Here is a 13,915-nt window from a genome sequence, read left to right as displayed (position 1 = left end):
CCGGCCCCACGGTCCCGGTGGCCGCCCAGCTCGGGACCCGGCCGGCAAGGCAGGCCCTGGCCCGCTTCGGGGGCCACGCTGTGCTGGCGCTTCCAGGCGTGCCGGTCGGCTGGTGGATCCTTACGGCCGAGCTCGATCCCGACGAGCTGCGCCTCGATGACCGCCGGGTGGCAGTGGTGCGGGTGGCCCCGGTGGCCCGGGTGAACTGGGACTCGGGCGGGCGCTTCGTGGCCGCGGCGTGCCAGGTGCTCATGACCAACCACCGCATCGCCAGCGGCGACCTGGTCACCGTTGGGCGCCTGGGACGAGGCAGCTCCATCGTGCTCCCACCGGAAGACCCCGCCGCGATCGGTGCCTTGAATCGCTCGCTCGCGGCCCGCGGGGTGACCTGGAGCTTCGGGGCGCCGGTCGCCGAGCCGGCCAGTAGCGACAGCGGTCCTCTGCTGGGTCGGATCCGGGTACAGCGGCGCTACCGGCTCGAGTCCAGAGAGAGCGGGCGTACCGGCGTGCTGGCCACGGCCGGCGGCGCACCCTGGCTGGTGCGGAGCGGCAACGTGCTGATCCTGGGAAGTCGGCTGGATCCGGACTGGACCGAGCTGCCTACCTCAGCCGGCTTCATGCCGTTCATGGATGCACTGGTGAACCGGCTCGCCCGAGGTGAGGTGGCGTTGGCCGATGGTGCGCCCGGCGATCCGCTGCCGCTGCCCGATCTGATCACCGCCGTGCGCCAGGGCGAACGAGAATGGCGGGTGGAAGGTGGCGGGGTCTTCCGCCCGGTCGAGACCGGCGCCTATTACCTCGTGGTGGGAGACGACACCGTCGGGGCGATCACCGCCAACGTCGATCCCCGCGAATCGCTCCTCGCGCGCGCCCCGGATCGCCAGGTGCGCCGGCTTTGGCCGGACGCGCGGATCGTCTCGCTCGAGGACGCCGGCTCGGGGGCGTTCTCCTCGGCCGCCCGAGGGGATCTCCGAGGGCCGCTTCTCTGGCTGGCCTTGGCCCTTGGTCTCGGTGAGGTCGCGCTCGCGAGCGTCTGGAGGCGGCAGCCTTGATGAGACTCCGCCCGGTCCTGGACGCCTTCGAGCGAGCGCCGGCCGCGCAGGACCTGATTCCGCGACTGCCCGGGCGGGGGAGCAGGCTGCGGCTGGGCGGCCTGCCCGGCTCCAGCGGCGCCGTGCTGGTGGCGTGGCTGGCGCGGACGCTGCCGCAGCGGCTGCTCGCGGTGGTTGCTCCCACCCCTGGCGATGGGGAGCGATGGCTCAACGATCTTGCCCATCTCACCGATGGCGGCGTCGCGCTCTACCCGCAGCGGGAGGCGCTGGGCGAGGACGAACCCCACTACGAGATCGCGGGGGAGCGGGCGGAGACGATCGAGGCGCTGCTGCAGGGCCGGCTCCGCATCCTGGTCACCACCGCCCGCGCCACCGCCGAGCGGACCCTCATGCCCGTGGCGCTCGAGCGGCTCCGCCTGCGGCTCACCACCGGGGAGCGGCGTCCGCCGGCGGAGATCGCCCGTACCCTGGAGCGCATGGGCTACCACCGGGTGGCGACGGTCACCGAGGTGGCCGAGTTCAGCGTCCGGGGCGGGATCCTGGATGTTTACGGTTTCGGGATGGCGGTACCGGCGCGTCTCGAATGGTGGGGCGACGACATCTCATCTATTCGCGGCTTCGACCTGACCACCCAGCGGTCGCTCCAGGAGCTGAACGAGATCACCGTTCTGCCGATCACAGCCGAGGAGGTGCGGTCGACCGACGCGGCCACGGCGCGGCGCACCCTGCTGGAGCTGCTGCCCTCGGATACGATCGTTCTGGAGGAGGCGTTCGGCCCTGACCACGATGAGGTCGACCGCGCCTGGCGCGAGGCCCAGCACCACCTGGAAGTTGCCCGCCGCCTGGGCGAGGAGGTGCCGAGCCGGGAAGACATCCTGGAGAGCCCGGCGCAGTGGGTGAGCCGGATCGAGGCGTATCCCCGGCTGCTGCTCCGCGATGAGCAGACCGATCTGCAGTTCGGGTTCTTTCCGCCCGAGCGGATCGACCGCGACCTCAACCGGCTGCGGGCGCTGCTCGCCGGGTCGCCGCCCACGCTGATTCTCTGCGACAACGAAGGGCAGCTGGAGCGGCTGGACGAGCTGCTGGAGGACGGCGGGCGTGCCGGGGTCCGCGCCACGCTCGCGATCGGCGCGCTGGACGGCGGCTTCGTGATGCCGGCGCTCCGGGTGCTCACCGATCACGAGATCTTCCGCCGCGCCCGCCGTCTCCGGCGTCCGCGCCGCTACCGGCAGGCTGCACCGTCGATGGCCACCGGCGCGCTCACCGAAGGTGATTACGTCGTCCATCTGGACCACGGCATCGGGATCTACCGGGGGATCGAGACCATCACCGCGGGGGAATCGACCCTGGAAGTGGCGATCGTGGAGTACGAGGGCGGCGATCGGCTCAACGTCCCGCTCTACCGGCTGGACCAGCTGGAGCGCTATCGCGCGGCCGGGGAGGATGGGGATCGGCCGCCGCCGCGGTTGCACCGCCTGGGCGGCTCCAGCTGGCAGCGGGTGCGGGAGCGCACCCGCCAGGCGATCAATCAGATGGCCGCCGAGCTGCTCGACCTCTACGCCCGGCGCAGCGTGACCGGGGGCTACGCCTTTCCCCCGGACAGCCGTTGGCAGCGAGAGCTCGAATCGAGCTTCCTCTACGAGGATACCCCCGACCAGCGGAAGGCCACTGAGGAGCTCAAGGCCGACATGGAGCGGCCCCGGCCGATGGACCGGCTGCTGGTGGGCGACGTGGGGTACGGCAAGACCGAGGTCGCGGTGCGGGCCGCCTTCAAGGCGGTCCAGGGAGGCAAGCAGGCGGCGGTGCTGGTCCCGACCACGATCCTGGCGGAGCAGCACGGCCGCACCTTCATGGAGCGGCTGGCCGACTTTCCGGTGAAGATCGAGGTCCTCTCGCGCTTTCGCACGCCCAAAGAACAGAAGGCGGCCCTGGAACGTCTGGCGGGAGGGCAGACGGATATCGTGATCGGAACCCATCGCCTGCTCTCCAAGGACGTGCTGTTCAAGGACCTCGGCCTGCTCATCGTGGACGAGGAGCACCGCTTCGGGGTGAAGCACAAGGAGCGGCTGAAGGCTCTCCGACTCTCGATGGACGTGCTGACGCTGACGGCGACACCGATTCCCCGTACCCTGCACCTCTCCCTCGCCGGCCTCCGCGACCTCACGCTCATCGAGACTCCGCCCCGGGACCGTTCGCCCATCCTCACCTTCGTCGAGCCATGGGACGACGGGCTGCTGGAAGAGGCATTCGCCCGGGAGACCGACCGCGGGGGTCAGGTCTTCGTGGTGCACAACCGGATCGAGACCATCGACACCATCGCGGCGCGGGTACGGGCGCTCGCTCCCCGCGCCCGCATCGGGGTCGCGCACGGCCAGATGCCGGCCGAGGCGCTGGAGTCGGTGATGCAGGGCTTCGTGTCGGGGGAGGTGGACATTCTCGTCTCCACCATGATCGTGGAGTCGGGACTCGACGTACCCAATGCGAACACCATGATCGTGCACGATGCGCACCGGTTCGGGCTGGCCCAGCTCTACCAGTTGCGGGGCCGGGTCGGCCGAAGCCACCGGCGGGCCTACTGCTATCTCCTGGTGCCTGACACGATCGACGCGGATGCGGAGGAACGACTCAAGGTGCTGGAGCATCATACCGAGCTGGGGGCGGGGTACCGGATCGCCCTCAAGGACCTCGAGCTTCGGGGCGCCGGTAACCTGCTCGGCGCGGAGCAATCGGGGCACGCGCAGGCGGTCGGCTTCGACCTCTACATGCGATGGCTCGAGGAGACCGTCCGGGCGCTCAAGGGACAGGGCACCACGGCCGAGCAGCCGTTGCCGCCGGACGTGGTGCTCGACCGTCCGGCCCATCTGCCCGACGGCTACGTGCCGGACGACGACGTGAAGTTGGATTTCTACCGACGACTGGCGCGGGCCACGTCATCCGGCGACATTGATGGGCTGCGAGACGAACTGCGGGAGCGCTTCGGACCGTTACCGGCCGAGGCCGAGATGCTGCTCGACATGGCGCGGCTTCGCGTGCTGGGAGCCGTCCTGGGTGTGCAGCACGCGCTGGTCCGAGGCGACGAGGCGCGCCTCACCTTCCGAGCCGGCACCACGCCGCGCCTTGCTGGACTCACTTCGGCACTGGATCACGTGCAGCTGGCCGCCGAGGTCCGCCGCACCGTCCCTCTCTCGCTCCGGCTCCTCCGCCTCGGCGGCGAGCCGCTGGTGCCCGCACTGGTGCGGGCGCTCAAAGCCGTGGTGCAGTAATCAATCCTGGAGCTTTCATGCGACGACTGGTCATCCCCTCCCTCGTGCTCACCGCCGCGCTCGTCACCGGGCTCGGGGGCTGCTCGAACTTCCGCGACCTGTTCTCGGCCCACGCCGACACGGCGGCCGAAGCCGGGGGACAGGAGCTGCCCTCCCAACGGCTGGCAGACATTCTCGCCGCCGCCGGCAAGGGCGTGAAGCTCGACCGGGAGACGGCAGCCTTCGTCGCCAACATCTGGGTGGACTATACCCTCTTCGGGCAGGCGGTGGCCCGCGGCAAGCTGCCGACGGACTCGGCCAGCGTGGCCGAGGCCGTGTGGCCCGAGCTCTCCGAGCTCAAGGGCACCCACTGGCACGATACGCTCATGGCGCATCGTGGAGCCGTCAATCCGAAGGCGGTGGACAGCGTCTACGACTCGCCCGACGTGCGGGTGCTGCAGCACATCCTGTTCGGCGTGCGCCCCAAGACCGATACGGCTGTCCGCAAGGCGGCCAAGGAGAAGGCCCAGGCCACCCTGGCCCGGATTCGGAAGGGCGCGAGCTTCGGTCAGCTCGCGAGCGAGCTGTCGGACGATCCGGGCAGCAAGGCGGACAGCGGCTTCCTGCCGCCCAGCCCCAAGGGGCGGTTCGTCCCGGCCTTCGACAGCACGGGGTGGTCGTTGAAGCCGGGCCAGGTCAGCGACCTGGTCGAGACGCCGTTCGGATTCCATATCATCAAGCGCCCGACCCTGGCCGAGGCGCGGGAGCGGATCGAGGACTATCTCACCGAGCGGGCGGGGGTCCGTCTCGACTCGCTCTACATGGACAGCCTGGCCGCAGGCAGCAAGATCGAGGTGCTGCCGGACGCACCCGTGCTGATGCGGACCGCGGCCGAATCTCCCGACGATGCGCGCAAGTCGTCCAAGGTGCTGGTGCGCTACCGCGGCGGAGAGCTCACCGTGCAGGATTATCTCCGCTGGGTGCGGGCGCTGCCGCCGCAATACACCTCCCAGCTCAAAGCGGGTAACGACAGCATGCTGAACCGGTTCGCCCGGATCCTGACGCAGAACGTGCTGCTCTTGCGGCAGGCCGACTCGGCCAAGATCACGGTCTCGCCGGTGGAGTGGGCCGCGATGCAGCGGCGCTACCAGACCCAGCTCGACACCCTGAAGAACGAGATGGGCCTCGACGCGACCGACGTCACCGATCCGGGGGTCACCCCGGGGGAGCGGGACAAGGTCGCGGAGCTCAAGGTGGAGCGCTACTTCGACCAGCTCATCGCCGGGAAGCAGCGTCTCCGGCCGCTGCCGGCCGCGTTGGGCACGCTGCTGCGCGACCGGCTCCCCTATCGGGTGTATGACGCGGGCGTCAACCGGTCGGTCGAGATCGCCAGCGAGATCAAGAGCAAGGCCGACACTGGCGCGCAACGGGGCGGCATGCGGCCTGCCACCGGCCCGGCGCCGGTGCCCGGCGCGCGGCCGGCCCCCAAACCGGGTGAGACAGCCACCAGCTCCGAGCCGCCGAAAGCGCCGCAGCCAGCCAAACCGTCGGAACCGAGGAAGTAGAGATGCAGGATCGTTGTTATCGTGGCGGAGTGCTTCTCGCCACGTTGATGTGTGCCGCGCCGCCGGGCGTCGGACGGCTCGCGGCTCAGGACTCCACCGGGTCGGTCCGCCCCGACACGGGCGCGGTCATCTCCGACAGCACGGCAGCCAGCGCCGCTCCGGACAGCGTGGCCGTCTCGGGTCCGCCGCTGACCCGCACCGATTCGACGGTGGTGGTGGACCGGGTCGTCGCCGTGGTGGGGAACCGTCCGGTGCTGGCGTCGCAGGTGGACGAGGAGATCTTCTCCCGGCAGTCGCAAGGCGGGCACCTGCCAACCGATTCGGCGGGATTGGCGGGGCTCCGGAAGCAGGTCGTGTCCTCCATCGTCGATGAGGAGCTGCTGGTGCAGCAGGCCCAGCGCGACACCGCGATCAAGGTGACCGATCAGGAGATCGCGGAAGGGGTGGAGGAGCAGATGAAGAAGGTACGGACCAACTTCACCTCGGAAGTGGACTTCAAGAACGAGCTCAAGAAAGCCGGGTTTCAGACACCGGAGGAGTACCGCCGCTGGCTCACCGATCAGCAGCGCCGCGCGGCGTTCCAGAACCGGCTCATCGAAAAGCTCCGGAACGACGGCAAGCTCAAGCCGGTCTCACCCACCGAGCAGGAGATGCGGGCGTTCTTCGAGGAGCAGAAGGGCAATCTCGGGTCCCGGCCGGCCACGCTCTCCTTCCGCCAGATCATCATCAGTCCGAAGCCGTCCCCCGAGGCCAAGGCGCGGACCAAGGCGCGGGCCGATTCGATCGTGCTCGAGCTTCGGCGCGGGGCCGACTTCGCCACCGCTGCCAAGCGCTTTTCCCAGGATCCGGGCTCGAAGGATCAGGGCGGCTCGCTCAATTGGTTCCGCCGTGGCGTTATGGTGCCGGAGTTCGAGCGGGTGGCGTTCGCGCTCAAGCCCGGGACCATCTCCGATCCGGTGGAGTCGCCGTTCGGATACCACATCATTCAAGTGGAGCGGGTGCAGCCGGGCGAGATCCAGGCACGGCACATCCTGTTGGTCCCCGAGATCGACTCCGTTCACGTGGACAGCGCGCGGGCGCTGGCCGGTTTGGTCCGCGCCCGGGTGCTCGCCCGGGCCTCGTTCGATTCGCTGCAGCGGATCTACCACGACCGATCCGCCGAGCGTCAGGCCGAGAACGTGCCGATCGACAAGCTGCCGGAGGCCTACGCCAAGGCCATCGGGGAGGCCGACTCGGGCGCCGTGATCCCGGTCTTTCCGCTCGAGGGCGCCGGCGGGCGGCAGCAGTTCGTGGTGCTGCAGGTGACCGCTCGGCGCGCGCCGGGCGACATCAAGTACGAGGACGTCAAGGACAAGATCCGCGAGCAGCTCAGCCAGCAGCTCGCCATCCGCCGGTATCTGGATCGGCTCCGCAAGGCGACCTACGTCGATATCCGCGCCTAGCGGGCGGGCCAGCGCGCGGCCCCGCCTGGCGATCGCGCTGGGGGATCCCCGCGGGATCGGGCCCGAGATCGCGGCGCGCGCGTTGGCCGATCCGCTGGACGCCGAGATCACCGTGGTGGGCGCCGAAGACCAGATCGCGGCGGTGCCCGCGCTCCGGCGGGTGCCGGTCGGCACCTGGGGTCTGGGCAGCGGTGAGCGTCCCGACGATCGGGCGCGCACCCTCCGGGCGGGGCGGCTGGCCGGGCACGCAGTCGAGGCGGCGGTCAAGCTGGCGCTCGGCGGGGAGGTGGACGGCATCGTCACCGCGCCGGCGCACAAGCACACCCTTCATCTGGCAGGCTTCCCCTATCCCGGGCACACCGAGTGGCTGGCCCACCTGGCCGGAGATGTGGACGTCGCGATGATGCTGGCGTCGGAGGAGCTCCGGGTGGTACTGGTCACGACCCACGTGCCGTTCCGCGATGTGCCCGCGCTGCTGACCACGGATCGGGTGGTGCGGACCGGCCGGACTACCGAGCGGGCGCTGCGGGAGTGGTGGGGCATCGCGGCACCCCGGATCGCGGTCTGCGCGGTGAACCCGCATGCCGGGGAGAGCGGACTGTTCGGGGATGAGGAGGAGCGGGTGCTCCGGCCCGCGGCGGCGGCACTGGGTGCGGCGGGGCCGCTTCCGGCAGATACGGTGTTCGTGCGGGCGATGCGGGGGGAGTTCGACGCTGTGCTGGCTCCTTACCACGACGTCGGCATGACGGCGATCAAGGTGGCGGCGTTCGGCCGTGCAGTGAACGTGACGCTGGGACTCCCGTTTCCCCGGACGTCGCCGGACCATGGGACGGCGCTGGACATCGCGGGGAAGGGGCAGGCGGATCCGTCGAGCATGCGGGTGGCGATCGAGCTGGCGAGTCGGCTGGCGCGGCGGCGAAGCGCAGCTACTTGAGGACCTGTAGCTGATGACAATCGGCACGTCGGCGCCGTCGGCGGGCGGGGTCTGGGCGCCGGCTCCGGCGGCGGGCGGGGCTCGCTTCGGTCACAACAGGCCGCCCCCGGGGACACGTAGCTCGACGGAGATCACACGGCCTGACTCCCTCCGCGATCCCCGCCCGCCGCCTGCGCCCGAGCATCGGGCCCGCGGGCATTACGTGCCCGATCATCGCGCAACGCTGTTGCGCCCACCACTGTACCAGCGCGGCACTGCCGCGCTCACGCGCACTGCGCGTGCCTGGGGGGCTGGGGAGGCTCGCGCAGGGAGTCAGGCCGTGTGATCTCCTCGTGCGACGTGCGCCCCGGGGCGGCCTGTTGTGACCAGAGCGAGCCTCCCCAGCCCCCCGGCCCCCCGGCCCCCCGGCCCCCAGCCCCCAGACACCCTACCCCGCCGCCCTCTCCAACCGCCCCATCAGATCCAGATACGCATCCAGCTTGAGCTTCTGCGACGCTCGGTTGGCCACCAGCACCGCGCCGCACGCGAGGATCGTCTCCCGCTCCACCAACCCGTTGGCCCGGAGCGTATTTCCGGTATCGACCAGGTCCACGATCCAGTGCGAGAGGTTGAGCAGCGGCGCCACCTCGACCGAGCCGTTCACCTGGATGATGTCCACCGGGCGGCCGGACGCGCCGAAATGGGCCTGGGCGAGTCGCGGATACTTGGTCGCGACCCGGGCCGTGATGCCGTCCTCGAGAGCGGGGTACGCACTGTCCGCGGGTGCCGCGACGACCAGGCGACAGGTCCCGAAGCCCAACTCCAGCGGCTCGAGGACATCCGCGCCTGTCTCCCGCAACACGTCGGTCCCGGTGACGCCGAGATCGGCGGCACCGGACTCGACATAGACGGGCACATCGCCCGGCTTCACCACCAGGAACTCGATGCCCGGATCGCTGGACGGAATGAGCAGCCGGCGGCCGGCATCGGCCGCCGGCTCGGCGCCGGCCCGGCTGAAGCGCTCGACCGAGGGCTGGTAGAGGCGCCCCTTCGCGAGCGCGACCCGCAGTCGACTCACGCCGGCACCTCCGCGATGCTGTCCAGATCGAGTGAGACACCGACCGCCGCCCTGGGCCTTCCGAACCGCCCCATCAGCTCGTCGTAGCGGCCCCCGGCACCCACCGCCCGTCCCGTGCCCGCCACGTACACCTCGAACTGCATCCCGGTGTAGTAGTCGAGTCCCCGGACCTCGCCCAGGTCGTAGACCACGTGTCCCCGCTCATCGGCGGAGAGGGCCGCATCCAGTGCAAGCAGATGCTGCAGAGCGGCCCGGGCTCCGGCGGGAGCCGCCTCGGCCGCTCCCTCCAGGGCGGCGCGCCGGCCGATCACGAACGGCAGCGCGGTCAGGGTTTGAGCGGGGCCGCCCGCGCCGGCAAGTGCGCGGCAGAGATTGCCACGATCCTTCCGGTCGATCCAGTGTCGCACCTGGGTCCGGAGCGGCTCGTCCACTGCCTCGAGTCCAGGCGCCAGCACACCCACGTGCCCCAGATTTACCTGGAAGTCCTGCAGCCCCGCCGACCGGACCAGGGCGAGGGTGAGCCGCACCATCTCGAGGTCCGCCGCCAGACCGCTCTCGCCCAGCAGCTCGGCGCCGACCTGGAGGGTCTCGCGGGGGCGGCCGCCGCGCTCGGGCTCCTGACGGTACACCCGGCCGGAGTAGCTCAACCGAAGCGGCTTCACCGCGTCGGCGAAGGTGGTCGACGCCACCCGCGCGATGCTCGCGGTGAAATCGAAGCGCAAGGCGAGGATCCGACCGTCGCGATCGGGGAACCGTACCAGGCGCTCCGCCACGCCGGCGCCGCCCGCTCGAAGGAAGGTGTCCTCGTACTCGAAGGTCGGCGGGAGCAACTCGTCGTAGCCGGCGCGTTCCAGCAGGTCCATGGCGGCGCGCTGGAGCCGCCGCCGCCGGCGCGCGGCCTCGCCGGTGAGGTCGAGCGCGCCGGGAGGAATCGCGGCGACGGCGGGACGGCTCATTCGGCTATCCCGCCGCCGGGCCGTCGGTGCTCTGACTCGCGGGCTCGGCCTGGTGCAGCCGCAGGGCCTTGACCCGGCGGCCGTCCATCTCGACCACCTCGAAGATGTGCCGGCCCGCCGTGACCCGGTCGCCCGGGCGCGGCAGCCGACCGAGCTGGCCGAAGACGTACCCGCCGATGGTGGTGTAATCGGTGTCGTCGAGCGAGGCGTCGTGCTCGGCGTTGAACTCGGTGATCGGCATCGCCCCGTCGAGCCGGGTGGCGCCGTCGCGGGGCCCCGCCTTGTCCTGCGGGTCGTACTCGTCGTAGATCGGCCCCACGATCTCCTCCAGCAGATCCTCCATGGTCACCAGCCCGGCGGTGCCGCCGTACTCGTCGAGCACCACGGCCAGGTGGGTCTTGAGCCGTTTCATGTCGGCCAGCACATCCTCGACCTCGCGGGTGCCCGGCACGAAGAGCGGCGGCCGCATGATATCCCGGACGGTCTGACCCGGCTGCCGGCGCATCGCGGTAAGGATGTCCTTGGCGTGCACCACGCCCACGATCTCGTCCAGCGACTCGGTGTAGACCGGATAGCGGGAGCGGCGGGCCACCGCCACCTCGTCCGCGGCGGTCTCGACCGTGAGTCCCGACTCCAGCGCCACCATCTGGGTGCGCGGGGTCATCACTTCCTGCGCGGTCTTCTCACTGAACTCGAAGACGCCCTCGAGGAGGCGGGCGTCGTCCTGGTGCAGGCTCCCACCCACTTCACTCTGCTCGACCAGCATCCGGATTTCCTCCGGCGAGTGGAGGCGCTCCTCTTCCCCCGGGGGATTGATGTCGAAGAGGCCGAGGAGTCGGTTCGAGGTGCCGCGGAGCACCGCGATGGGTCCGGCCATGACCCAGGCGAAAACCATGAGCGGCGGCACGGTCCAGGTGCTCACGGTCTCGGGATAGACCAGGGCGAAGGCCTTGGGCACCAGCTCGCCCAGGATGATGTGCAGGCTAGTGATCAGAGTGAACGCGATCACCACCGCCACGCTGTGCGTGGCGAGCTTCTCCATGAGCGGTGGCAGCCAGGTGAACAGATTCGCCAGCAAGGTCGCCAGGGCCGGCTCGCCGATCCATCCCAGGCCAAGCGAGGTCAGCGTGATGCCGAGCTGAGTCGCCGAGATGTAGCGGGAGAGCGATTGTATGGCCCGGCGGGCGAGCGTAGCTTTGCGATCCCCGTTCCGGATCATCTCATCGAGCCGCGTGCGGCGCGCGCTCACCAACGCGAACTCGGTGGCCACGAAGAAGGCGTTCGCCAGGACCAGCACGAACACCGAGGCGATGCCGAAACCGACCGAAATCGGAGGGGCTGATTCCATATCTTTCAAGCCTAATGGCCAAGCGATCTTACCGCGAGAGCACCGAATGATCCGGCGACTCGTTGTGCCCCCGTTCGAGGCCCTGGAGCCCCTCTTGCCCCGACGCGGGGGCGCCGATCGGGCCACCCGCGACGCGGTGAGCGCCATCCTCGAGGCCGTCCTCCAGAGGGGCGACGAGGCGGTGCGGGAGTACGCCCGGCAGTTCGACGGGGTGGATCTCGCCCCGGACCAGTGGGCCCTCGATCCGGGCATCTGGCAGGCCGCGCTGGAGCGGATCCCGGCCCCGCTTCGCACGGCACTCAACCTGGCCGTCGACCGGGTGCGGGTCTACCACGAGCACCAGCGGGACCCGGGCTTTCACCTGACCGAGGCGGACGGAAGCCTGGTGGGGGTCAAGCTCTCGCCGCTCGACCGGGTGGGTCTCTACATCCCCGGTGGCAAGGCGTCCTATCCCTCCTCGGTGGTGATGAATGCGGTGCCGGCCCTGGTGGCCGGCGTGCAGGAGATCATTGCCGTGGTCCCCCCGCAGGGCGTGACCGACCTCGTGCTGTCTGCCTGCGCCCTCTCCGGTGTCACCCGGATCTTCCGGATCGGCGGGGCCCAGGCGGTGGCCGCCCTGGCGTACGGCACGGCCACCGTCCCCAGGGTGGACAAGATCGTGGGCCCGGGGAACCGCTGGGTGGCGGAGGCCAAGCGGCAGGTGGCGGGGGACGTGGGGATCGATATGATCGCGGGCCCGACCGAGGTGCTGATCATCGCCGATGGCACGGCCCGGCCCGACTGGATCGCGGCGGACCTCATCGCCCAGGCGGAGCACGACGAAGAGGCCACCAGCTGGTGCGTGACCACCGATGCGCCGCTCGCCGACGCGCTGCCGGACGCCCTGGAGGCGGCCCTGGCGCGGGCGCCGCGCGAGGCGATCGCCCGGACCGCGCTGGACCGGCATGGCGCCATCGTGCTGGTGCCCTCGATGCGGGAGGCGATCGAGGTGACCAACCGGCGCGCACCCGAGCACGTCGAGATCATGGCGCAGGGGGCCGAGCGCATCGCGAGCAGCATCCGCCACGCCGGGGCCATTTTCCTGGGCGACGACACGCCAGAGCCGGTCGGCGACTACCTGGCCGGACCGAGCCACGTGCTGCCTACCAGTGGCACCGCCCGCTACGCCTCGCCTCTCGGGGTCTACGACTTCGTCAAGCGGACCAGCGTGATCCGCTACACGCGGGCCCGACTGACGGCCGATGCGGCGCCGCTGATCGCACTGGCCGAAGCGGAAGGACTGTACGGACACGCGCAAGCGGTCCGGGTTCGCGACACGCCGCCCGGTTATCCTTGATTCATGGCCAGCACACGTATCCGGGATGACTGCGCGCACCTCGCTCAGGGCCGGACGACACCCCTGCCGCGGCTCTGGCTGGTCCTGGGGCTCACCGGCGCCTTCATGGTGTTGGAGATCGTCGGGGGCTGGCTCAGCGGTTCACTCGCCCTCCTGGCCGACGCCGGTCACATGCTCACCGACGCCGGCGCCCTCGCCCTCGCCCTGCTCACGGCCTGGATCGCCCGGCGGCCCGCCAACGACAGCAAGACGTACGGCTACCTTCGCTGGGAGATCCTCGCGGCGCTGGTGAATGGGGCCGCGCTGTTCGGGATCGCCGGCTGGGTCGTGGTGGAGGCATTCCAGCGCATCGATCATCCGCAGCCGATCCGGAGCGGGCTGTTCCTGTCGATCGCGGCGGTGGGGCTGGTGGTGAATCTGGCCAGCCTGTGGCTGCTGCACGGGGCCCGCGCCGGCAGTCTCAACGCGCGGGGGGCCTATCTCCACGTGATGAGCGACGCGTTGGGGTCGGTGGGAGCGCTGGGTGCCGCGGCGATCATCTGGAGCACCGGGTGGACCGTGGCCGACCCGATCGCCTCCATCGCGCTCTCGCTGCTGATTCTGGTCGGCGCGTGGCGGCTGCTCCGGGAGAGCACCGCCATCCTGCTCGAGTCGGTGCCGGGTCATGTGTCCATGCCCGAGGTGCAGCGGCGGATTCTAGCCGTGCCCGGGGTCCGGGCGGCACACGATCTTCACGTCTGGACTGTCGTCAACGGGGTGGTCGCCATGAGTGGACACGCCGTCGTGCCCGATCTGGGTGCGCACCCCGGGGTGCTGGACGGGATTCGCCGCGAGATGGCTACGCTGGGCATCGGTCACGTGACCATTCAACTGGAGGTCGAGGACGAGTGTGGCGCGCTGCGGGAGGTCGCCCCCGCCGGGCACCCCCAGCCTGGCCACTTGGGACACCGCCATTGAGGTTCTTGCGGGCCGGGACGGCCTAG

The 13,915-nt window shown here is 70.5% G+C and carries 10 protein-coding genes; 7 read left to right on the top strand and 3 right to left on the bottom strand.

Translation table 11 applies throughout. From position 1 onward, the window contains the following. The 5 genes from VHR41_03530 to pdxA form a co-directional block, all read left to right on the top strand. The coding region (locus VHR41_03530) for a hypothetical protein (protein ID HEX3233238.1) at positions 1-1,052 on the top strand (1,052 nt) is incomplete at its 5' end. Continuing rightward, positions 1,052-4,315 (top strand): transcription-repair coupling factor, encoded by a 3,264-nt coding sequence (gene mfd / locus VHR41_03525; GenBank protein ID HEX3233237.1) that lies wholly within the window; start codon positions 1,052-1,054, stop codon positions 4,313-4,315. The genes VHR41_03530 and mfd, both read left to right, overlap by 1 nt. Positions 4,316-4,332: 17 nt before the next feature. Then, complete coding sequence (locus VHR41_03520) at positions 4,333-5,859, top strand: peptidylprolyl isomerase (GenBank protein ID HEX3233236.1); 1,527 nt, start codon at positions 4,333-4,335, stop codon at positions 5,857-5,859. A 2-nt stretch (positions 5,860-5,861) separates the two neighbouring features. After that, on the top strand, positions 5,862-7,301 hold the full coding sequence (locus VHR41_03515; GenBank protein HEX3233235.1) for a peptidylprolyl isomerase: 1,440 nt from the start codon (positions 5,862-5,864) through the stop codon (positions 7,299-7,301). Further along, on the top strand, positions 7,255-8,235 hold the full coding sequence (gene pdxA / locus VHR41_03510; GenBank protein HEX3233234.1) for a 4-hydroxythreonine-4-phosphate dehydrogenase PdxA: 981 nt from the start codon (positions 7,255-7,257) through the stop codon (positions 8,233-8,235). The genes VHR41_03515 and pdxA overlap by 47 nt, the downstream gene beginning before the upstream one ends. A 427-nt stretch (positions 8,236-8,662) precedes the next feature. Here pdxA and hisG read toward each other — a convergent pair whose 3' ends face one another. The 3 genes from hisG to VHR41_03495 are packed head-to-tail and all read right to left on the bottom strand — an operon-like array spanning position 8,663 to position 11,596. Next, complete coding sequence (gene hisG, locus VHR41_03505; GenBank protein HEX3233233.1) at positions 8,663-9,292, bottom strand: ATP phosphoribosyltransferase; 630 nt, start codon at positions 9,290-9,292, stop codon at positions 8,663-8,665. Beyond that, positions 9,289-10,248, bottom strand: coding sequence for an ATP phosphoribosyltransferase regulatory subunit (locus tag VHR41_03500; protein HEX3233232.1), 960 nt, complete (start codon positions 10,246-10,248; stop codon positions 9,289-9,291). Before VHR41_03500 ends, hisG begins: the two co-directional genes overlap by 4 nt. 4 nt (positions 10,249-10,252) lie before the next feature. Then, positions 10,253-11,596, bottom strand: a complete 1,344-nt coding sequence (locus VHR41_03495; protein ID HEX3233231.1) for a hemolysin family protein — start codon at positions 11,594-11,596, stop codon at positions 10,253-10,255. A gap of 46 nt (positions 11,597-11,642) precedes the next feature. On the opposite strand from VHR41_03495, the gene hisD reads away from it, so the two are divergent. Next, a complete protein-coding gene (gene hisD, locus VHR41_03490; GenBank protein HEX3233230.1) occupies positions 11,643-12,932 on the top strand; it encodes a histidinol dehydrogenase in 1,290 nt (429 codons plus the stop codon). 3 nt (positions 12,933-12,935) lie between these two features. After that, positions 12,936-13,889, top strand: coding sequence for a cation diffusion facilitator family transporter (locus tag VHR41_03485; GenBank protein HEX3233229.1), 954 nt, complete (start codon positions 12,936-12,938; stop codon positions 13,887-13,889). Positions 13,890-13,915 lie beyond the last annotated feature (26 nt).

Source organism: Gemmatimonadales bacterium (genome assembly GCA_036265815.1).
Classification (GTDB): domain Bacteria; phylum Gemmatimonadota; class Gemmatimonadetes; order Gemmatimonadales; family GWC2-71-9; genus CAVVWJ01.
The sequence above is the reverse complement of the archived record's forward strand: the minus strand, read 5'-3'. Positions and strand labels throughout refer to the sequence as shown.

Bases quoted from the DNA above. Each gene is read 5' to 3' on its own strand.
- mfd (HEX3233237.1), top strand. From the start codon at position 1,052: ATGAGACTCCGCCCGGTCCTGGACGCCTTCGAGCGAGCGCCGGCCGCG.
- VHR41_03520 (HEX3233236.1), top strand. From the start codon at position 4,333: ATGCGACGACTGGTCATCCCCTCCCTCGTGCTCACCGCCGCGCTCGTC.
- VHR41_03515 (HEX3233235.1), top strand. From the start codon at position 5,862: ATGCAGGATCGTTGTTATCGTGGCGGAGTGCTTCTCGCCACGTTGATG.
- VHR41_03500 (HEX3233232.1), bottom strand. From the start codon at position 10,248: ATGAGCCGTCCCGCCGTCGCCGCGATTCCTCCCGGCGCGCTCGACCTC.
- VHR41_03495 (HEX3233231.1), bottom strand. From the start codon at position 11,596: ATGGAATCAGCCCCTCCGATTTCGGTCGGTTTCGGCATCGCCTCGGTG.
- hisD (HEX3233230.1), top strand. From the start codon at position 11,643: ATGATCCGGCGACTCGTTGTGCCCCCGTTCGAGGCCCTGGAGCCCCTC.
- VHR41_03485 (HEX3233229.1), top strand. From the start codon at position 12,936: ATGGCCAGCACACGTATCCGGGATGACTGCGCGCACCTCGCTCAGGGC.